This is a genomic window from Mucilaginibacter sp. 320_HR (assembly GCF_059691875.1).
This window is the reverse complement of record NZ_JCAWAI010000002.1, coordinates 706,301-726,910: the sequence shown is the minus strand read 5'-3', so window position 1 is coordinate 726,910 and position 20,610 is coordinate 706,301. Positions and strand designations below refer to the sequence as shown.

The following is a 20,610-nucleotide window of genomic DNA, read 5'->3' as shown; positions in this document are numbered from 1 at the left end:
TCAACAGGTATTTGTAAATTTTATCTAAAGTGTTTATACTGTCCCGGTGTGTCCCGCTTTAACAATGTAAGCCCTTATTACACAGGTGTTTGTGTATTTCACGTGTCCCGGGTGTCCCGCTCTCAAAGCGGGACAGTTTGTCAGCGCAACTACTTGAGTGTTTTATCTTTTAAGGCCCACAACAATTTATCCAGACCGTTAATTTTAATCTCATACGCTGTACGCATCAGCATACCCAATTTTCCTGCAGGGAAGGCGTTCTTGCGGTGCATCCATTCCAAGTAACTTACCGGGATATCGCACACCAGCGTGTCCTTGTATTTGCCAAATGGCATTTTTGTTTTTACGATATCGATAAGCAGTTGCGGGTCGGGGCCTATGTTTTCCACGTGCCGAAGTTAGCTAAAGCTGACCGGCTTACCACATTTTTGCTGCTTTGCTTACCAACAAAAAACCAACTAAAGCTCCTGTTATTGCAGCTGCAGTTTTTAGTTTGGGGCTACTCCTGTAAGGCGGAACGTACATTACACCATCCTCATTGGTTATAGCAGCACGCCGGACATACCTGCCGGCCAACGGCACAGCAATTTCCTCAAAACGATTAGCCAGGTAATTTAATTCGCCCTGTAGTTCTTTACCCCTCATAACCGGGCCGTGCCCGGTTGCTGCTATACGAGGTTGCAGCGCTGCAAGCTTACGTACTGAATGGGCCGCGGCTTTCCAGTCGCTGGTAATGTATTTGGGCGGGCCGCTAATTTTCTTTTTGTAGGTAAGCAGGTAATACGCCGACTCGGCTTGAGTAGTAGTAAAAGCATCACCTGCTATCAGGGTTGTATTAAGTGGAAAAAACAGCGATACATGCCCGGCAGTGTGCCCCGGAGTATGGATGACGCGCCATTCGGGTAATTCGGGAATGCCGTCGTACATATCTATTTCCCGAAGGTTCTTGCTGATGTTTATGGGCTTGGTAGAGAACATTACCGACATCAGGCTCATCAATCCGCCGCCGGTTTCAGGATCGACGGGTGGATACGAAGAGCGCCCGGTAAGGTAAGGTGCTTCCATATGATGTGCGTACACGGGTACATCCCAAACTTTAAGCAGCTCGCAAACAGAGCCCGCGTGGTCAGTATGACCATGGGTAAGCACTATAGCCGATGGACGTGTACCGGGGCCGAACAGTGCTTCGGCCATTGCAATGATCTTTTTTTCTGATCCCTTAATGCCGGTATCAACAAGCACCCAACCCTTGCCCGCACTTCGACGGTTGGCAATCATGTAAATATTAACAAAGGCAAGGCGCATGCCCCATACGCCCTGTCCAACCTGGAAGTATTTTACTTTTTTTGTCAGCATATGTTATAATGGTACTATGCTAACAGTATTGGCAAAGAATGGTTTGTGATCAGCAGCAGGATATGTTACTGGTCTACACTGTGAATAGGCCTGAAGATGCGATTCCAACGTACTTTACTGAAGAACGAACCTTCACTATCCAGGCTCATCCAGGTAATTACAGCTTTACCCACAATGTGATCCTCAGGCACAAAACCCCAAAAGCGTGAGTCTTCGGAATTGTGACGATTATCGCCCATCATCCAGTAGTAATTCATTTTGAAGGTATAAGTATCAGCCTTCTTATCATTTATGTAGATGTCTTTCCCTTTAACTTCGAGTTTGTTGTGTTCGTAAACCTCAATAGCACGGCCGTATAGCGCCATTGTAGAATCGTTTAGTTTAATTGTAGTGCCTGTTTTAGGGACAAGGAGCGGGCCAAAATTGTCTTCGTTCCACTTAAATAATGTACTCTGCGGAAAGACGCGGATGTCAGCAGCATTTTTTGGCTCAATCACCGGCTTAATTGCTTTGATACCTGCTGTAGACTTAAATTCGTTATAGCTGTCGGCGGGAATGATCATCTCGTAATTAGCAGCGTCCAACTGTTGCCTTACTTCGATATGCAAGTTCTGGATTAGTTCTGGGTTAAGGTTATTACCATCAGTAGTTACTATGTAAGATGTTTGAGCTTGCGGATGGTTCTTTTCCGCTTTTCCGTTAGCATAAACTTGTCCATCAACAATGGTGATGATATCACCTGGCAGACCTACGCAACGTTTAATATAATGTACACGCATATCTACCGGACGCGGTACAACTTCAGCAGGATAATTGAAGACTACCGCGTCACCAATCTTTACCTTGCCTAAACCCGGCAAGCGATAGTATGGCAGCTGTAAGCCGTCCCAGTAAGTTTTTATATTTAAATTAGTAACGGTTGATTCGGTAAAGGGTATAGCAATTGGCGTCATTGGCATCCGCGCGCCATAAGCAAGCTTACTTACAAAAAGATAATCACCGGTCATCAGGCTGCCTTCCATGGATGCGGAGGGGATAGCAAATGCAGAAAAAAGTAACCCTCTTATTATAGTAGACGCTACTAAAGCAAACAAAATAGCATCAAGCCATTCTCGCGTTTTGCTCTTTTTAGGTTTGGTCGCATCATCTTTTTTTCGGGAGAAAAATTTCCAGTTCATATGCTCGTCGTAAGTTGATTTTAACATTCCGTTGTTTTTAGACCTTCATACTTTCTATTTGTTACAACATATTTTAGATTAAATTTTTAGTTTTAGCGCAACAACAAAACATCTATGTTAAGACGCAATTTCCTTAAGCTTTCTGTCGCAGGTACCGCCGCGGCTATGTTTAGTAATCTTACATACGCAGCTGGTACGTTCGCGCTGGTACAACAGCCCGACGCAGCCTGGGTAAACATCAACGACCAATGGGTAAAGATGACCCGTAGCGGAACTGGCTTTAGCTACCAGGATATCCGAGTAGATATCAAATCCGGCGCAGATTCTAAATCTGTATACATTCAGTCTCCTAAAGCTGAGCTGATGGGAGTGAGGTTAACCTGGAAGAACAAAGTAAAAAGCTCTAGCGAAGTCCTTGGCGACCATTGGGAACGTACCTATGCCGATATGGGCTGGAAATCTGTAGACGCGAAAGTTAAAAATCCCTGGTATGTTTTAATTAACGATGGCACAAACACCGCTGCCTTTGGTGTAAAAACCGGCTGTAGTACTATTTGTTGGTGGGGAGTAAGCGAAGATGAGCTTGCACTTACTATTGATACACACTCCGGTGCTGGCGGCGTAAAACTTGGCGATCGCAAATTGCACGCGTCAGACATCATAACTACTTCAAGCAGCGCCGGAGAGAATGCTTATGCCACTGATCACCGCTTTTGTAAGATGATGTGCCCTAAACCACGTTTACCTAAACAGCCGGTATACGGTATTAATGATTGGTATGTGGCATATGGTAAAAACTCTTACCAAACCATAAAAGATCAAACAGCTACGATGGCGCAGTTTGTTACCAATACTGCTAATAAACCATTCTCTTTAATTGACGACGGGTGGCAGCAGCCTGACGACTTTTCTATAGCTAATGAAAAGTTCAAGGATATGCACAAGATGGGTGAAGAGATAAAGGGGTTGGGTATGCGCCCTGGCTTGTGGACGCGACCGCTAATTGCCCGTAAAGATGATAGTAAAACGCTGCTTTCACCGAAGATAAAAGGCCGTGACCAAAATGATGAATTAATACTCGATCCAACTATTCCCGAGAATGTTGAACGGGTTAAGCGCAACATTCGCTTATACAAACAATGGGGTTATGAAATGGTTAAGCACGACTTCAGCACCTGGGATATCTTCGGCAGGTGGGGTTTCCAAATGAAAGATACCTTCACTGCACCAGGATGGACCTTTCAGGATCAAACCAAAACGAACGCGGAAATCATCAATAACCTGTATCAGGCGATAAGAGGAGCAGCAGGAGATATGTACATTATTGGCTGCAATACCATGAGCCACCTTTCTGCCGGTGTATTTGAACTCAACCGTATTGGCGACGACACCAGCGGTCGTGAGTGGGAGCGAACCAAAAAGTACGGTGTGAATACCCTCGGCTTCCGTTTGCCGCAGCATAACGCCTTTTATGCGGCTGATGGCGACTGCGTAGGCCTTACAAAAGATGTGCCTTGGGAAAAGAACCGTCAATGGCTGCAGTTGCTTTCTGAAAGCGGCTCACCGCTATTCATATCTGCAGAACTGGATATACTCGACGTGGACAAAAAAGCCGCTATAAAGACAGCTTTTGCACATGCCGCCCGCGTTCAGCCTACAGGCGAGCCGTTGGACTGGATGAGCAATCCACTGCCTGCCAAATGGAAGCTAAACAACCGCGAGGTAAATTTTAAATGGGACTAAATAGTAACCACAAGCATTGCTGCGCTCATTAATATCATCACGGCGTCCTCGATAATTGTAAGTGTGCTCATGGGCAGGTTGAAAACCGAGCCCAGGCAGGCGCACTGTATTTGCTTTTTGTTGAGGACGCTTTGTAATACCCCTATAATGCTTACACCCATTACCAGCAAGGTGATAATGTTTACCACCACCGGATTAAAGTTAGCGACGTAAGCTACGCCAAGCCCAAGCTCCAGGAGAGCGTAAATAATGCCCCAGGTCTTAAACCTGCGTGCCACAACATCATACATGGCGTAGCTATCTGCAAATGCCTGCAAGTTTAGGAGCTTAAAAAAGGAAAACGCCAGGAAGAAACCTGCCATAAATACACGCATGGCTAACATCCAGTCAAAGCCTGTGGTGGTGCTTACCAGCAGCGATACCACCAGTATATAGCCAAATAGCAGTAACACCGGCTTGTATGTCTCAACAAAGGAGCGCTTATCTTCAGTATCGACAAAGCTTGGCACATTTTGGTGCTGGGTTTCTTCTGTTAAACCATATTTTGGATAAGGAGCGAAAGCCGCCTGCAGATCTGCTGTAGGGACGTGATGATCCATGCTGACCTTTGCATTATTATTTGGAAGATCCACCTCAACGTTGGTGATGCCGGGAACTGACGATAGCACCGACTGCACTTTGAAAACGCAGCCCTGGCAGGTCATTCCGGTTATATGATAGGTATGTGTCATTGTTATTAATTTTAATGAGACAAAGATACGTCGCCACAGTGAGGCAGTGTTTATGTAATCATGTAAATGGTTTATAAAATCTACTGATTGCTGATGATGGGTGTCCCGCTTAGAAAGCGGGACACCCGGGACAGATGAAACGTACATTAAGCTGATAGATAAGGACTTAACTTAGCAGAGCGGGACACCCCGGGACAGTACAAAAGCTTTACTTAGAATACGCTAATTATTTAATAGCTAGAGTATTAAACGATTAAACTATTTTCAATGTCGTTAAGTGGGACAGCAAACTTGGGACACTTAACACAGCAATTTTAGTACAGGTACGCTCTAAATATCTTCTATGTTCCGGCGCTTGTTTTCCTTTAAAGATTTGTAGAAGGTGGGCGTAAGCCCCGTCTGCTTCTTAAACTGCGATGAGAGGTAAGCTACGCTGCTATAACCCATTTTGTCCGCAATCTGCGAAAGGGTCAGTTCATCGTACATCAATAGTTCTTTAACTTTCTCAGTTTTCTGAGCAATAAAGTACTTTTCTATAGTAGTCCCTTCTACTTCAGAAAATAAATTGCTCAAATAGCCATAATCGTAGTTGAGCTTTCCCGCAAGGTAATCGGATAAGTTGGTGCCGGGCTGTTCTTCCTGGTGATGGATCAGGCTGATGACGGCTGTTTTTACCTGTTCTATTATCCGGCTTTTCCGGTCGTCTATTATCTCGAAGCCCAATGGTTTTAACTCATTTTCGAGCCGTTCATAAGTTAGCTTATCAGGTTCGGTAGTAAGTTCAACTTCACCAAGCTCAACAGATAAGGGCTTTAAGCCGGCTTGTTCAAAGGCGGATCTTACAGCCATTTTGCAGCGGCTGCAAACCATGTTCCTGATGTACAGTTTCACGTGTCAAAAGTAACCATCTTAAGGCATTATGATGATAAGGCCTCTGTAACTTATTTTTCACTCAGCCATTCTGCGGCTAGCAAGTCAACTAATAAAATACATTGCAATTGTTTACATTTACTATAACCAATTACAGAACCATGCCAAGCAACACGCTCAATGAAGAACAACTTGCCCAATATCGCAGAGACGGTTATATCATTATAAAGAATTTCTGTAGCACTGCAGAAACGGAGACGATGTATAACGCTGCCGTTACCGATACTGCCATGAGCAAGAACGCGCTTGATCTTAATGATCAAACCGGGAAGAAAACGCGTTTGTCGCTTTGGTTTACGCCTGGTAATGATGTGTTTGGTTACCTCACCCGCAGCAAAAAGATGATAACCCCGGTAGCACAACTCTTGGGTGAACATGCGCCGGTATGTCACTTTCACAGCAAACTGATGCAAAAAGAACCCCGTGTAGGTGGTGCCTGGGAGTGGCACCAGGATTATGGTTACTGGTATAAAAATCAATTTATGTTCCCCGATGAATTAATGAGCGTGATGGTTGCGCTGACGCGGGCTAATAAACAGAATGGATGTCTCCAGGTCATCAAAGGATCGCATCGGCTTGGCCGGGTTAACCATGGTTTTGCAGGCGAGCAAGTAGGCGCAGATATGGTGATGGTTGAAAATGCCTTAAAAACTATGGACCTTGTTTACTGTGAATTAGAGCCCGGCGATGCGCTTTTCTTCCATAGTAACCTGCTCCACAGGTCTGAGGCAAATTTGTCAGATACGCCGCGGTGGTCTATCATCAGCTGTTATTCATTACAGTCTAACCTGGCCTACAACGAAACTTCAACATCATGGAAAGTTCCGGTGAATATTGTACCTGATGAGGCTATTTTGGACTGGGAGGCAGCACCACTGTCTGATAATAATTTTCTTTCCAAGGAGAATGACCCGGCTTTAAAGAAAACCGGCTGGGAGCAATAGGTGGCAATAGCGTGGTTTGATCGGGTATGGTAACCCTCCGAACGGAGAAATTTAGCCAAGGTGTGGTAAAGATGGTTTACAACTTATTAAACCAGCCTTTTTTCCAAAAGATAAACACCTGTATAAGACCCAGGATTATCATGCCGCCAAGCGCATAAACATAACCATGGTGTGTATAAAGTTCGGGCATATTGTCGGGTATTACACGCCCCTGAGTGTCCGTCCTGCTAAAGTTCATACCATAAACACCTGCAATAAACGTAAGTGGGATGAAAATTACCGAGATGATGGTTAGCACTTTCATGATCTCGTTCATGCGGTTGCTCACCATACTCAGGTAAAGGTCAATAATACTGCTGGTTACCTCTTTGTAACTCTCTACCATATCCATCGCCTGTATACAATGGTCGTAGGCATCGCGGAGATATATTTTCACGTCCTTCGTGATCAGGTCGCTTTCACTGCGGATCATATCATTGATCTTGTCCCTCTCCGGCCAGCAGGAACGGCGAATGATGATCAGCGTGCGCTTTAACTGTTGTGCTTCAAACATGATGCTTTTGTCGGGTCGTAGATAAAGTTTGTCCTCGGTAGCATCAATACGGTCGCCTATTTGCGACAGCACTACAAAGTAATTGTCCAGTATGGTATCGGTAAGCGCGTAAAATATATAGCCGGGCCCGGCAGTACGTATAAGGCCTTTGCCGGCCTTTAAGCGCGCTTTTACAGATTCAAAATAGTCGGTATGGCTTTCTTCAAAGCTGATGACAATATTGTCCTTTACTATACCGCTAAACTGGCAGTTCACCAGTTCTTTATTCTTGTTAAAAAAGATGATGCGGCTGGTGCCAAAAACATAGTTGTCGTATTCGTCAAACTTAGGCCGCTGATGAGTATTCACCACATCCTCCAGTACCAGGTGATTAATGCCCAGGAAAGTGCCTATATCTTCTATCAGTTGAGCATCACCCAAGCCGTTAATTTTTATCCAATGGGTATGATCCTTACAAACCTTAATCTGCTCGGTAATGGTTTTCATGTCCGTACCTTCGCTAGTTTGCAGATCGTTTTGGTTGAACGAGTAGATCACGATCTTGGGCGGCAACGCGTCTTCCGGAATGTCGATGGTTCCGGGCTGCGCACCCACGTTAATTTTAGACTTGCGGTTCTTGAAGTGTACGCGGGTGTTAAAAGTGCCCATTACTATAAATAATTTACTGCCTGCGGCCCCTGATTAAAAAGGAGGTCGACAATGCTCAGGTTCTTTAAAAACCCATGCCGTTCTTCAAAAACCTGAAAATAGGGTTTTTGTTCCACCACAGGGGGCGTTTTAGCGCTAATGCTATAACGCATATCGGTAAGGCCGTTGTACTCTGCTTCGTAAGTTTCGGTAAATTGCAGTGGAAGTTTTATTTTCATCAGCTTAAGCAATAGTTCCAGCAGCTCCTGGTTGTAATCAAACAGGAAGTCGTAATACTTCTGGTAAAAGGGTGCAAACTGGTCTTCGTAGTACTCAAAATAGGCAGAGCGCCTGTAGCAGCTTTCCAGGCTCATCCAATGCAGGCGCTGCCACCTGAAATCGTAGCTTATCTTTACATCCTTTATTTTGGTGTGGGTTTTAGATCCTTTTATAACCGGCACCACCAGGCTCAATGCACCATCAGGGGAGTAAATGTTTGCTCGGTTGCGATAGGTTTGCTTTGGGAAGTGTTCTTCCCTTTCTATTACCACGTCCGGCTTAAATTTGTTAAGCTGCGTAAAGTATTCAACGGGTGGGAGGTAGAACAAGGGTAAAACAGCGCCGCGACCTATCATGATATATTTTCCTATTTTTGCAGCAAAATTGGTTAAAATAATGTTAAAAAAGGCGGGTGGCAATGTGGGTATATTTTTCTGGTGCCTGTTTTCGTTGCTGCCATTCTGGTTCTTGTACCTTGTGTCAGACTTGCTTTACCTTATCATGTACCACTTAATAAAGTACAGGGTTAAAGTTGTAAGGGATAATTTGCAAAATGCTTTCCCTCAGAAAACGGTTAGCGAAAGGCTGAAGATAGAACGAGAGTACTTTCGCTATATGGCCGACTTACTGGTAGAAACCTTTAAGATGGTCAGCATTAGCGAAAAGGAACTGCGTAAGCGCATGCGAATGCTAAATCTCGAGATTGTAGAGCATTATTTTAGCCAGGGCAGGAGCATAATAGCGGCAGCAGGGCATTATGGTAACTGGGAAATGTCGGCACTGGCCTTTGGCCTGCTTACCCCAAATAAGACCATTATTGTTTATAAACCGTTGAACAATCCCATTTTCGACAACTTTCTGAACAAGCAGCGTGCAAGGTTTGGCTCTACAATGGTGTCTATGAAGCAGACATTACGAACTGTGCTTTCGGTAAAAAACGAGCGAACAATTACCGCCCTGGCATCAGACCAAACGCCTGGCATAAACGAAGTGAATTACTTCACCAGTTTTTTAAACCAACCTACAGCGGTTTTCCTGGGGATAGAGAAGCTTGCAAAAATGACAGATGCTGTGGTTGTATTTTACCGTATAGAACGCATCAGGAGGGGGTATTACACCTTTCAATTCATACCCCTGATAGAGCACCCGAAAGAAACAGCTGAGTACGAGATAACTAACAGCCACGTAGGATACCTGGAGCGGCAGATAAACGAAACACCCCAGTACTGGTTATGGAGCCACAAGCGCTGGAAATTTAAACCCGAGAACTTTAATAAATGAGTAAACTGCCCAAAGTTGCCGTAGTAATACTAAACTGGAACGGACAAAAGTATTTGGAACAGTTCCTGCCTTCGGTACTGGCATCATCATACCCAAACCTGCAGGTTGTTGTAGGCGATAATGCATCAACAGACGGGTCTGTAGCCTTCCTTAAAGGCAGGTACCCTGATGTGGCTATTTTAGAGAATAGCGAGAATTATGGCTTTACAGGTGGGTATAACCGTGTGTTAAGCAGCGTAGAGGCAGATTATTATGTGCTGCTGAACTCTGATGTTGAGGTGGAACCGGGGTGGATAGAACCCGTTATACAGCTAATGGAAAGTGATGCAGCAATTGCAGCAGCAGGGCCAAAGCTGCGGTCTTACCATCAAAAGAGTTATTTTGAGTATGCGGGTGCAGCCGGTGGCTATATTGATAAGTATGGTTATCCATTCTGCAGGGGACGTATATTCACGGAACTGGAGGAGGACAAAGGGCAATACGACAAGCAGGATGAAATATTTTGGGCATCAGGCGCGGCACTGTTCATAAAAAAGAAGTACTGGGATGAGGCCGGCGGTTTTGACGAGAGTTTTTTTGCCCACATGGAAGAGATTGACCTTTGCTGGCGGTTAAAGAACATGGGCTATAAAATTGTCTATTGTCCACAGTCGGTAGTGTACCACGTAGGAGGTGGCACACTTAACGCCGAGAGCCCTTATAAAACTTACCTCAATTTCCGTAATAACCTGTTGCTCTTAAAGAACAACCTGCCTGCAGGTAAAGCGTTCCGTGTAATATTCATCCGCTTCTGGATGGATCTGCTCGCTTTGGTAAAGTTTTTGGCGGATGGAAGGGCTAAAAACGCCTGGGCAATTAGTAAGGCGCACAGGAACTTTGTACGGGGGCTTTTTCAATCAAAAAAACAGCAACCAAAAGCCATCGCCTCTCCACAACGTAACCACATCGCATCTCATACCTACAAACGCAGCATTGTGTGGGATTTTTTTGTGGTGAAAAAGAAGAAGTTCAGTGAGTTGGATAAGCAGGATTTTAGCTAAGGTGTAATTCTTTTTTAATCAAAAACAACCAACAACCAGAGCTATTTTAATTACCTGATATACCGCCATCAAGATCCTTTTCGTCCGAAGTAACTTTTGACTTGGCCTGACTGGCAAACAGATCGGTTTGCGTTTCTGTGAGGCGTAAGTGGAGGTCGCGTTGTGGGAAAGGTATCTCAATTCCTTCCTGAGCAAAAGTGGCGTAAATATCTGTAAGTATGTTACTTTTAAGTGATAGCCACTTGGTAATATCAGCAGCCCAAAACAACAGGCGAAAGTCTACCGAGCTCTCATTAAGATTATGTACAAACACCAGAGGCGCCGGGTTGTCCATAATGTCTTCCCGGCTGCACAACAGGTCCGATAGTACCTGTTTTACCTTTTCAATATCAGAACCATACGCCACACCGATGATCAGCTCCACACGCCGGTTGTTATTGCTCAGCGTCCAGTTAATAACGTGATGAGAAATAAGATCTCCGTTGGGTATAATCACCTCCGCGCCATCGCTTGTAGCTATCTTACTGCTGCGGATGCCAATTTCCATAATGGTACCGCTGCGGTTATCCACCTCAATTATATCACCTATTTGAATAGGTTTTTCAAATGCGAGAATAAGGCCTGATACCAGATTGTTCACAATATTCTGCAAGCCAAAACCAATACCTATACCGAAGGCACTAATAATGATTGTTATCTTATCCAGCGGGAAGCCAGATGCGGTTACTGCCAGCAGAAAGCCCACGGCAAAAACAGCGATCTTGATAAGCAGGGTAGAAGTGCGGTTCTTCTTTTTTAATATGTCTATATCCGTTGCACTTTTTCCTGCTACCTCATAAAGGTAGCTGATAATACGGGCAGCTACGGAAGAGAGCCAGATAACCGCAATAAAAATGATGATGCTCTGAAATGTGAATGTGGTATTTGCGCCACCCAGGCTGCGTGTTTGCGTCAGGAAGTTCTTGATGTAAGTGAACACCGCATCCTCTATACTCAGGTTCTGTGTAAGCATTACCAGCCAAAGCACTGCGGCAAGTACCGTTAAAATGCTGCGGAACTTATTCTGGAGCATTTTAAAGTCGATAAAGGAACTTAGCGAGTTGCTGTTCTTGTTGCCCTCCAACTGCAGGAACATGCTTTGCATAATGATCTGCACCAGGTAATACATGCCCAGTGCCAGCCACAAATTATACACCGCAGTAACACCAATTATTTTGGATAAGGTGACCCTTCCAAACAGGTTGCAAAGGAATGATGCGGTTAGCAAAATGATAAAGAGCCGCAACACAGGTACCGTATAGGGGAGGTAATCCCCGGGTTCCTTTTTCACTACCAGGTAAAAACGGTAGCTAACCACGGCAGTAGCCAAAGCTAACAGCAATACAATCACCCTGTCGGTATCACAAACCTCAACAAATAAATTACTGAAGCTATAAACGGCTGTAAGGCAAAACAATACACGCATGAACTTAAACAATTCAGGCGGACAGGTGCGCTTTACCAAAACAAGTATCGAAGCAATAAGGATGGTGAAAAATATCTCGAGCACCACAACGGGAGGGTGGTCGTAAAAGTTAGGCACAATGGCGAACGTGACCACCAGTGTTGAAGTAAGCGGCGAGAACGCCACGTATTTAGCATGTTCCAATACGGTGTGCGGGGCATCTTTCACACGCATTACCTTGCGGGTATTGGTATAGATCCAGATAAAGAACAGCACAAGTATCATTAGACCTGCAAAGTGGATAAGCGGGTCGCGGCCTACAAAGAAGTTAAGCAGGCGGCTATTCATGTTTATCGTTTTTGAAAGTGCCGACGGGAAATCCGTTTCGGTATTATCGCCCATGTGCCAGATGCTGTTGTCCTCGTCAGACAATGCCTGCACGCTGAACTCCCGTATCTTAAGATCTATCTGGTCACGCAGATCTATAAGCGAAATGTATACCGATGCCACCCGGTTCTGCAATAAACCTACTTTAAGCAGAAGCTTTTTGTTAATGGTATCCAGCCTTTTATGTTTAGAATCAATCGCGATCTTCTGTACCAAAAAGGATGTACGCAGGCTGCTGTCTGCCGGCACAATGCGTAGGCCAGAGTCTTTGCTCATAGCCGAAAGCTCACTCTGGTTCTGTTGCAATTTGGCGTTGATATCGCTAAGACGTTCCTGCCATATGTCCAGTTGAGTGTCGCTGCGGGTAAGTATATCGCGAATGGCGTACAGATAGCGGAGGGTGCTGCTCCTGTCGTTGTCTATGAGCGTCTTTATAAGCCCAACACGGCGCTCAAAGGAGGGAAGCCCTGTACTGATGTCGGCGGTATCGATATTGCGCGACAGGCTTGTTTTAATCTGGTTGAACGAACTGGTGTAATATTCTACTTTTTGTAGCAGGGTATTAATGGTGGTATCCGACTTCTTAAACGACCTCATCATTGAGTCGCGGCGCAGGATAGATTGCCGCAACGAGTCGCGCACACTTAGCTTGCGTTCCTTTTTAGATGATTGTGCTACACAATCAATTGTAAATAAACCCAATATGAGCAGTAACGGAACAAATATTTTAACTACCCGGTTCATCGTGAGGTATAAAAATGCTTATGATTCAAATAGATTAATAACACCGGTTTTATTGTCGAGCTTTTGCGTGAAGCACAAACTACAGCTCAATTAAAAAGCTTTCCATCCCCAACTGGTATGAGTTCATGCCGAAGCCTGCTATCACACCTTTGCAACTGGCTGCCAGCATAGATGTATGCCTAAACTCCTCGCGCTTGTAAACATTGGAGATGTGTACCTCAATAACAGGGGTGTTAATTGCCGCAATAGCATCTGCTATGGCAATGGATGTATGGGTGTAAGCTCCGGCGTTTAATACTATTCCGTCGTAAGTAAAACCTATCTCGTGCAGTTTGTTTATAATTTCGCCTTCAATGTTGCTCTGGTAGTAATCTATGGTTATATCGGTGAAACGCTGCTTTAGAGTGGCAAGGTAGCTCTCGAAATCAGTATTGCCGTAGATAGACTTTTCCCTAACACCAAGGAGATTTAAATTAGGGCCGTTGATAATTTGTATCTTCATTTGCTCAAACATAAATATAAAACGCTAAAACAAAAATCAATTGAACAGAGCTTCGGCAACAAAAAGCTTTAAGGCTTACCTCAAACTGGAACGCTCTTTATCAGCGAACTCTATAGATGCATATACTAAAGATATAGATAAACTATACCAGTATTCTGAATTACAAATAGATAAGAAATCGCCTACAGATTTTTCTTTAACAGATCTAAGGGATTTCATCGCTTGGGTAAACGAGTTAGGCATGATCCCGAGCACACAATCGCGCATTATTTCGGGTATCAAAGCATTTTATAAATTCTTACTAATGGAAGACTACATCAAGGCTGATCCGTCTGAATTGCTCGAAACTCCCAGGATAACCCGCAAGCTGCCGGATACATTAAGCGTACAGGAAATTGACCAGATGATATCTGCTATAGACCTGTCCAAACCAGAGGGCACCCGCAATAAAGCAATGTTGGAGGTATTGTACGGCTGCGGCCTGCGTGTGTCGGAACTGACGGAGCTGAAACTGTCTAACCTGCATCTTGAAATAGAATTTATCAAGGTCACCGGCAAGGGCAGCAAAGAGCGCCTAGTACCTATAGGTAGTGCAGCTGTTAAGGCCTTGAAATTATGGATAGAGCTGTTGCGTATACATGTCCCTGTACAAAAAGGTGAAGAGGATATGGTGTTTTTAAACCGCCGCGGTAAGCAGCTGTCGCGGGTATATGTGTTCCTGTTGATAAAAGAACTTGCCGCAACGGTAGGTTTAAAGAAGACCATTAGTCCGCATACGTTCCGCCACTCATTTGCAACCCATTTGGTTGAGGGAGGTGCCGATCTGCGAGCGGTGCAGGAGATGCTTGGCCATGAAAGCATCACCACAACGGAAATCTATACTCATTTGGATAGAAGTTACTTAAAAAGCGTAATAACCGAATTTCATCCCCGGTCTACTAAGCCTTAAGCGGCGCGGTAGCTCTGATCATTCTGTCGCGACCACTCATATCTTGCCTTAACTGTATGTCTGTAAATTGCTTGGCATCTAGCAATTCAACCGTTTCTTTCCCGTAACGTTCATTTATCTCGAAGAAAAGATATCCGCCAGGGTTTAACTTTTCTGCAGCAATATCAGCTATGGCCCGGTAAAACAGCAGTGGATCTTCCTGCGGTACAAACAGCGCCGTATGCGGTTCAAATTTGTTTACGTTGGTGTGCATCAAAGCTTTGTCAGCAGGCGTTACATAGGGCGGATTGGACACTATAACATCAAACGTATCGAGTTGCGAGATTACCGATGTCTCAAGAACGTCGGCGTTAATAAAGTTAATCTTCGCATTATTCATAACTGCATTTCGTTCGGCAGTTTTTAAAGCTTCGTTTGAAATGTCAATGGCACTTACTACAGCGTTAACCAGATTCCCTTTGAGACTGACGGCAATGCAGCCGCTGCCTGTGCCAATGTCCATCAAATGAATTTTCGAAAGGTTTTGTGGCTGTTTCCTGCAGGTCTTTAAAATCCACTCAACAAGTTCTTCAGTTTCGGGGCGGGGGATGAGTACGGATGGGTTTACCAGGAAGGATAGCCCATAAAACTCCGTACTCCCAAGTATATATTGCACCGGTTTGCCTGTTTTTAGCTCGCTAAGTATTTTTGGTAATTTCTCTTCAACTTCTGAAGTAATCACGTCGTCGGGAAATGCCTTGATCTTTGCACGTGAGTAGCCGGTTAATTCACCAATCACCAGCATAGCTACCGCTTCGCTTTCGGTGGGTCCGTAAAGCTCGTCAAGCGCCTGATGGAAGCTGGTAAAAACCTGTTTTATGCTTTGCATAGCGCTGCTTATGCCTCCTTGTCAAACAATGCCAATACTTCGTCCCAGTTGTTTACACGCACGTGGTTGTTATAGCTTACGTTATGAAATGCATGAAACATAATGGTTTTACCTTTAAAGTTATCAAGGTTTCTAAGGTGATCATCTATCATGTAATTCGTGTTGATAATGCTTTTATCGCCACAGAAGATGATGTTGCGCCAGCTGATAAATGGGAAGTGTTCATTCAGCCAGGCAAGTTTTTCACCAAGACTAAGCGGGAATTCCATCGCTGCGGAAACAATGTACACCTCGTACTTTTCCGTTAGTTTTTGCAAAGCTTCTACAGCACCATCCATAACCTTCAAGGTACGGAAGAAATTTGGCGAAAGCACCATTTTGCGTGCAAGCCCTGCTTCAGGGAAAAGCGTGTCATCACTTTTGCCCACCAGATCCTCCTTGGTCAGCAACACGCCATAGTCACGATAATACCAATCAACAAACTGTTGTTCTACATCGGCAATGACGCCGTCCATATCTATAGCTATCGATTTTCTCATAGTGAAACAATTATTGAAAAGGTGCAAACGAGATAAAACCAACTAAAACGTTAGTTTTTGCTTGTTATTGCTGTGTTCAAGCGCGAAAATACATCTAAAAAAAATAAAGTTTCAAACAGATAATTAACTAAAATATTAGTTACTCGAGCCCGTTAAAGACGAAACTTAAAACCAATAACATGAAAAAAACACTCGCTACAGTAATTGCATTTCTTCTATTTACAGGCTGTGCCTTTGCACAAACAGAGAAGGGCAACAGCACGCTTGGCATCAATCTTCAGTTTTACAGAGCAACCACCAACAACAACATCTTTGATCAGGCATCGGGAATCATGTACACTCAGGATCAAAAAAACACTAATTTTTACATAGGCCCAAATTACAGCACATTCCTTAGTAACAATCTCGATCTGGGTGTCGGACTGCAATACGGCTTAACTAAAATTAATAATGTCGGAACAGCCTACTACACTCAAAAACAAACAAATTACAACTTCGGAGCCAGTATTTATCTGCGCAAGTATGTTATGTACGAAAGTAAAATAGGGATACGTACTGGGCCTTACTTCACTTACAACCGCAATAGTTCAACCGTTACCAACTTGAGTGGAGGAAGCGGTGTGGAAACTAAAACTACTGGCAACTCATATACTGGTGGATTAAATCTCGACCTCTTGTTTTACCCAACTAAAAAACTGGGGGTAGCGCTTATGCTTGCCAATTTAAATTACCAGCACTATAATGCCGACGGCGGCGTCGCAGGTAACAGCGACGGAGACGGCGTAAACTTCAACTTTATTAACAATGGCTTAGGCGTATCTGTGTTTTACACTTTTGGCAAATAAATAGCTTAGGCTCTAAAATCAAACGGCGATGGCTTTAAACCTGTCGCCATTTGATTTTAGTGTCCGTTAAATGAAAATAGTTACTTACGGGACGCCTTTACTTTTTCAAAGTATTGTAGCAGCTTATCCATGTTTTTAAGGCCGAATTTACCTGCCCGTATCTGCTCTACCACCTCAGGCTCGTCGCCCATAGCTTCGCTCATTACGTCAACAAAATTTTCATTAGTAATGTGCTGCATGGTCGCGGTGTTACTGCCGTAGTAATAAGTGGCTTTTTGTTTGCCGCCACCGCCATTGCCGCCGCCGAGCGATATACCTAAACCACCCCCATATGATGTGCCGTAGCCACCGCCGGTACTCAAGCCGAAGCCTGGTGAAACGTGTATGCCACCACCGCCATCGCCGCTGCCAGCACCACGGGTAACATAAATCTTGGTATCACTGTCAACGGCTACACGTACAAAATCATACTCTTTTTTCGCCCAGGTCTCATTACCGGGAGCATGCGCCACCACAAAGCTGTCCTTACCAACAACAAATGATTGCAGATCGCTGGTGCTAAGCTTGTAAGGATTGGTTTTCTCGCCATCCTTAAACTCAATAAAACCTTCATTCTTTATCGGTCCGCTGCCGCCGGGGTTCTGGTAAATAAAGCCATCAGACCGGTTGCCTTTTGCATCGGTAAAGTGGCCGGGTAGCCATTTTTGAGCAAGCGCAGATGAGGCTGATGCGGACGACATCAACAAAACTATTCCGAATATTACTTTGCTGTGCATATGTATATTGTCTGCTTCAATTAACGCAAAGTACAACTGTTTATTTCTGAGTTCTATTGTAACACCAAAAAGACAATAAACAATCACACTTTACGCTCAAGATTTAGATATTTGATGTTCAAAAATAATAGAAATAACGCAATATGATGACTGTTGATCTGCGCAGCGATACCGTGACCAAGCCTACGGCCGGGATGCTTGAAGCCATGTGGAGCGCCAAAGTTGGTGATGATGTTTTTGGAGAGGATGAAACCGTAAACGCGCTGGAGCAAAAAGCCGCTGAGATGTTTGGGATGGAGGCGGCTATTTTTTGCCCTTCGGGTACCATGACCAACCAGATAGCTATTAAATGTTTTACCAATCCGCTGGACGAACTGATTGCCGATCAAACAGCCCACGTGTACCGTTACGAGGGTGGAGGTATAGCGTTCAATTCGGCCGTTTCTACCCGATTGCTTAATGGCTACCGGGGTATTATAACCGCGGAAATGATAGAACCCGAGATCAACTCGCAAAATATACATTACCCAAACACCAGCCTCGTGGTGCTGGAAAACACGGTTAATAAAGGCGGCGGTAGCTGTTACACACTGGAGCAAATAAAACCTATTGCTCAACTTTGCCATAATCGTGACCTGAAGTTGCACTTGGATGGTGCACGTATATTTAACGCCCTGGCGCACACCGGCGACAAAGCCAGTGACTATGGTAAGTACTTCAACGGTATTTCTGTTTGTTTGTCCAAGGGGTTGGCCGCGCCTGTAGGTTCTGTGTTGTTAGCCGACAAAAAGACCATTGCTTATGCGCGGCGGATACGCAAGGTATTGGGCGGAGGTATGCGCCAGGCAGGCTTTCTAGCTGCTGCAGCCATTTACGCGCTAGACCATCATGTGGAGCGTTTGAAAATAGATCACAAACACGCGCAAATAATAGGTGAGGAGCTCAGTAAACAAAGATGGGTAACTAATGTGGTGCCGGTTGAAACTAACATTGTTTTGTTTGATACAGAAGCGCCTGCTGAGGGTATATTAACTAAATTGGAAGCTAAAGGAATAAAGGCCAACACCACAGATACGCACCGCATACGGTTTGTAACCCACCTGGATGTCCACCCTGATCAGGTAGAATACGTGATCTCGCAATTAGCGGGCATATAAGCCTGGTTTAAATCGCTACAAGTCCGGACTTGAAAGCTGCAACTTTCATCCGGACTTTTCATTTGCTATCGGGCTGATGGCTCCACAGCCATACCATGCCATCTTCTTCGTCTTCAAAACTGCTTGTAAATGTAAAACCGTTCTTCTTTAGAATGCGTGATGAATAGTTGTCCTGCGCAAGCGTGTGTGCTATAATGCTCACCGAAGGATCTGTAAGCAAAGCAAGTTCAATAAGTTTTTGGCAAATGCGAGTGCCTACGCCTTTTTGCTGATGCGCAGGGAAGGTACCGTAAGCAATTTCAACGCGTCCGTTTACAGGTGGCCCTTTGTAGCCTGCGCAGCCGATTAGCTCTCCATTTTCGGTCGCATAATAGCATATCCAGGGCGGGGCAAAGCCAGATCGCGAGTAGAAGTTAATAGACTCCTGCAACGATTCGGCGCATTCAGGATAATTCAGCAAGCCGGCGTTTGCCTCTATTGTAAGTGCTACTGGGATAAATTGCATTCGGGATGTTGATGTTATTAAAGATAGTGTAAATACATCAGCTATACAAAGTATTAATAAGCGTCAAAGGAGTAGGTAAGCCCGTAAAACTTATAACGTTATCAGATGTTGTAAACTCCAGATGAACCGTCTCCTCAAAAAGTTAGAAAAAATTGGTCGCGACCCAAAGATCACCGCGAAAGCGGTAGGCTTGCGTTATGTTTCAGATTCAACACCCGGTTACACCCGAAAGAAATCAGGCAAAGGCTGGAGTTATTACGATTCCCACGGTGATTTAGTAAAGGATAAAGAAGTCATCCAACGTTTCAACAAGCTGGTGATCCCGCCGGCATATACCAGCGTTTGGATATCTCCGTACGAGAACGGGCACCTGCAATTTACAGGTACAGATGCAGCCGGCCGTAAGCAGTACCGGTATCACCCATATTGGAACAAAATCCGCAATCAAAGCAAATACCACCGTTTACAAACTTTTGCGGCGCACTTGCCCGCAATACGCCAGCAGGTAGATCATGACCTTGCCCGCCGCAATCTTGATCATGAAAAGGTTGTAGCGCTTGTTGTGAGGTTAATGGAGCTTACGAGCATACGCGTAGGTAACGAATCCTACAAAAAACTATATGGATCATTTGGGCTCACCACGCTGATGGATAAGCACGTTAAGATCGAAGGCTCACAGATCAATTTTGAATTTAAGGGTAAAAAGGGCGTCTTCCACAAAATAGCGCTGCAAAGTAAAAAGCTGGCCAAGCTGGTGAAACAATGCAGGGACATCCCTGGCAAGGAGCTTTTTCAGTATTATAATGAAGAGGGGCAACGCTGCACAATTGGTTCTGGCGACATTAACCACTATTTAAAAGAGATCACCGGGGAAGATTTTACCGCAAAGGATTTCCGTACATGGGCGGGTAGTGTTAGCGCGTTATATGCATTTAAATCAGTCGGTGAATATAATAACCAGTCGGAATGCCGCAAAAAGATTGTAAGCGTTCTGGACGAAGTTGCTATAAACCTGGGCAATACGCGTACGGTTTGCAAGAAATACTATGTACACCCAACGGTAATAAAAAGCTACGAAGAAGGTACGCTGTTCAAATACATCAGTGAACTTGATGAGGAAAAGGATGTAAAAGCATCTGAGCTTAATACGGCGGAAAAAGCCCTGCTCAACATTTTAGAGAACGAGAAACTTGCCGAAGCGAGTTAAATTCAATTCCGTATTCCTGTAAACA

21 protein-coding genes are annotated in these 20,610 nt (G+C 44.6%); 8 read left to right on the top strand and 13 right to left on the bottom strand.

The window, feature by feature from the left end; all coding sequences use genetic code 11:
• Positions 1-149: 149 nt before the first annotated feature.
• The 3 genes from AC59GT_RS08880 to lepB all read right to left on the bottom strand — a co-directional run bounded on the left by AC59GT_RS08880 (position 150) and on the right by lepB (position 2,561).
• Positions 150-389 (bottom strand): DUF3820 family protein, encoded by a 240-nt coding sequence (locus AC59GT_RS08880; protein WP_497237305.1) that lies wholly within the window; start codon positions 387-389, stop codon positions 150-152.
• A gap of 28 nt (positions 390-417) precedes the next feature.
• A complete protein-coding gene (locus tag AC59GT_RS08875; protein ID WP_497237304.1) occupies positions 418-1,356 on the bottom strand; it encodes an MBL fold metallo-hydrolase in 939 nt (312 codons plus the stop codon).
• Between the two features lie 65 nt (positions 1,357-1,421).
• Positions 1,422-2,561 carry a signal peptidase I gene (gene lepB / locus AC59GT_RS08870; protein WP_497237303.1) on the bottom strand — a complete coding sequence of 380 codons (1,140 nt, stop codon included), beginning with the start codon at positions 2,559-2,561 and terminating at the stop codon, positions 1,422-1,424.
• A gap of 87 nt (positions 2,562-2,648) precedes the next feature.
• Here lepB and AC59GT_RS08865 point away from each other — a divergent pair, with 87 nt between their 5' ends.
• The gene (locus tag AC59GT_RS08865) at positions 2,649-4,277 is read left to right on the top strand and encodes an alpha-amylase family protein (RefSeq protein WP_497237302.1); all 1,629 of its coding nucleotides are present in this window, start codon (positions 2,649-2,651) and stop codon (positions 4,275-4,277) included.
• Here AC59GT_RS08865 and AC59GT_RS08860 read toward each other — a convergent pair.
• Both AC59GT_RS08860 and AC59GT_RS08855 read right to left on the bottom strand, forming a co-directional pair.
• Complete coding sequence (locus AC59GT_RS08860) at positions 4,274-5,008, bottom strand: heavy-metal-associated domain-containing protein (RefSeq protein ID WP_497237301.1); 735 nt, start codon at positions 5,006-5,008, stop codon at positions 4,274-4,276. The two genes, AC59GT_RS08865 and AC59GT_RS08860, sit on opposite strands and share 4 nt — an antisense overlap.
• A 330-nt stretch (positions 5,009-5,338) precedes the next feature.
• Positions 5,339-5,857 carry a helix-turn-helix domain-containing protein gene (locus AC59GT_RS08855; RefSeq protein WP_497237300.1) on the bottom strand — a complete coding sequence of 173 codons (519 nt, stop codon included), beginning with the start codon at positions 5,855-5,857 and terminating at the stop codon, positions 5,339-5,341.
• Between the two features lie 182 nt (positions 5,858-6,039).
• On the opposite strand from AC59GT_RS08855, the gene AC59GT_RS08850 reads away from it, so the two are divergent.
• Positions 6,040-6,882, top strand: a complete 843-nt coding sequence (locus AC59GT_RS08850; protein ID WP_497237299.1) for a phytanoyl-CoA dioxygenase family protein — start codon at positions 6,040-6,042, stop codon at positions 6,880-6,882.
• Positions 6,883-6,958: 76 nt separating this feature from the next.
• On the opposite strand, the gene corA is transcribed toward AC59GT_RS08850, so the two are convergent.
• On the bottom strand, positions 6,959-8,083 hold the full coding sequence (gene corA / locus AC59GT_RS08845) for a magnesium/cobalt transporter CorA (RefSeq protein WP_497237298.1): 1,125 nt from the start codon (positions 8,081-8,083) through the stop codon (positions 6,959-6,961).
• A gap of 2 nt (positions 8,084-8,085) precedes the next feature.
• Positions 8,086-8,697 carry a WbqC family protein gene (locus AC59GT_RS08840; RefSeq protein ID WP_497237297.1) on the bottom strand — a complete coding sequence of 204 codons (612 nt, stop codon included), beginning with the start codon at positions 8,695-8,697 and terminating at the stop codon, positions 8,086-8,088.
• Between the two features lie 40 nt (positions 8,698-8,737).
• Between AC59GT_RS08840 and AC59GT_RS08835 the strand changes: the two genes are divergently transcribed.
• Positions 8,738-9,622 carry a lysophospholipid acyltransferase family protein gene (locus AC59GT_RS08835; RefSeq protein ID WP_497237296.1) on the top strand — a complete coding sequence of 295 codons (885 nt, stop codon included), beginning with the start codon at positions 8,738-8,740 and terminating at the stop codon, positions 9,620-9,622.
• Entirely contained in the window at positions 9,619-10,662 is a 1,044-nt protein-coding gene (locus AC59GT_RS08830; protein ID WP_497237295.1) for a glycosyltransferase family 2 protein, read from the top strand. Before AC59GT_RS08835 ends, AC59GT_RS08830 begins: the two co-directional genes overlap by 4 nt.
• 46 nt (positions 10,663-10,708) lie before the next feature.
• On the opposite strand, the gene AC59GT_RS08825 is transcribed toward AC59GT_RS08830, so the two are convergent.
• A complete protein-coding gene (locus AC59GT_RS08825) occupies positions 10,709-13,237 on the bottom strand; it encodes a mechanosensitive ion channel family protein (protein ID WP_497237294.1) in 2,529 nt (842 codons plus the stop codon).
• A gap of 79 nt (positions 13,238-13,316) precedes the next feature.
• Complete coding sequence (gene aroQ / locus AC59GT_RS08820) at positions 13,317-13,739, bottom strand: type II 3-dehydroquinate dehydratase (RefSeq protein ID WP_497237293.1); 423 nt, start codon at positions 13,737-13,739, stop codon at positions 13,317-13,319.
• 40 nt (positions 13,740-13,779) lie between these two features.
• Between aroQ and xerD the strand changes: the two genes are divergently transcribed.
• Entirely contained in the window at positions 13,780-14,688 is a 909-nt protein-coding gene (gene xerD / locus AC59GT_RS08815; protein WP_497237292.1) for a site-specific tyrosine recombinase XerD, read from the top strand.
• Here xerD and prmC read toward each other — a convergent pair.
• Positions 14,678-15,556: a peptide chain release factor N(5)-glutamine methyltransferase gene (prmC, locus tag AC59GT_RS08810; protein ID WP_497237291.1), complete on the bottom strand. Its 879-nt coding sequence runs from the start codon at positions 15,554-15,556 to the stop codon at positions 14,678-14,680. The two genes, xerD and prmC, sit on opposite strands and share 11 nt — an antisense overlap.
• Positions 15,557-15,564: 8 nt before the next feature.
• Complete coding sequence (locus AC59GT_RS08805) at positions 15,565-16,095, bottom strand: 5' nucleotidase, NT5C type (RefSeq protein WP_497237290.1); 531 nt, start codon at positions 16,093-16,095, stop codon at positions 15,565-15,567.
• Between the two features lie 179 nt (positions 16,096-16,274).
• Here AC59GT_RS08805 and AC59GT_RS08800 point away from each other — a divergent pair, with 179 nt between their 5' ends.
• Positions 16,275-16,940, top strand: coding sequence for a hypothetical protein (locus tag AC59GT_RS08800; RefSeq protein ID WP_497237289.1), 666 nt, complete (start codon positions 16,275-16,277; stop codon positions 16,938-16,940).
• Between the two features lie 80 nt (positions 16,941-17,020).
• On the opposite strand, the gene AC59GT_RS08795 is transcribed toward AC59GT_RS08800, so the two are convergent.
• Positions 17,021-17,716, bottom strand: coding sequence for a hypothetical protein (locus AC59GT_RS08795; RefSeq protein WP_497237288.1), 696 nt, complete (start codon positions 17,714-17,716; stop codon positions 17,021-17,023).
• Between the two features lie 143 nt (positions 17,717-17,859).
• On the opposite strand from AC59GT_RS08795, the gene AC59GT_RS08790 reads away from it, so the two are divergent.
• Positions 17,860-18,873 carry a threonine aldolase family protein gene (locus AC59GT_RS08790; RefSeq protein ID WP_497237287.1) on the top strand — a complete coding sequence of 338 codons (1,014 nt, stop codon included), beginning with the start codon at positions 17,860-17,862 and terminating at the stop codon, positions 18,871-18,873.
• 58 nt (positions 18,874-18,931) lie between these two features.
• Here the strand turns inward: AC59GT_RS08790 and AC59GT_RS08785 are convergent, their stop codons facing one another.
• Positions 18,932-19,378: a GNAT family N-acetyltransferase gene (locus tag AC59GT_RS08785; RefSeq protein ID WP_497237286.1), complete on the bottom strand. Its 447-nt coding sequence runs from the start codon at positions 19,376-19,378 to the stop codon at positions 18,932-18,934.
• Positions 19,379-19,499: 121 nt separating this feature from the next.
• Here AC59GT_RS08785 and AC59GT_RS08780 point away from each other — a divergent pair, with 121 nt between their 5' ends.
• Positions 19,500-20,585: a DNA topoisomerase IB gene (locus tag AC59GT_RS08780; RefSeq protein ID WP_497237285.1), complete on the top strand. Its 1,086-nt coding sequence runs from the start codon at positions 19,500-19,502 to the stop codon at positions 20,583-20,585.
• Positions 20,586-20,610: the final 25 nt, after the last annotated feature.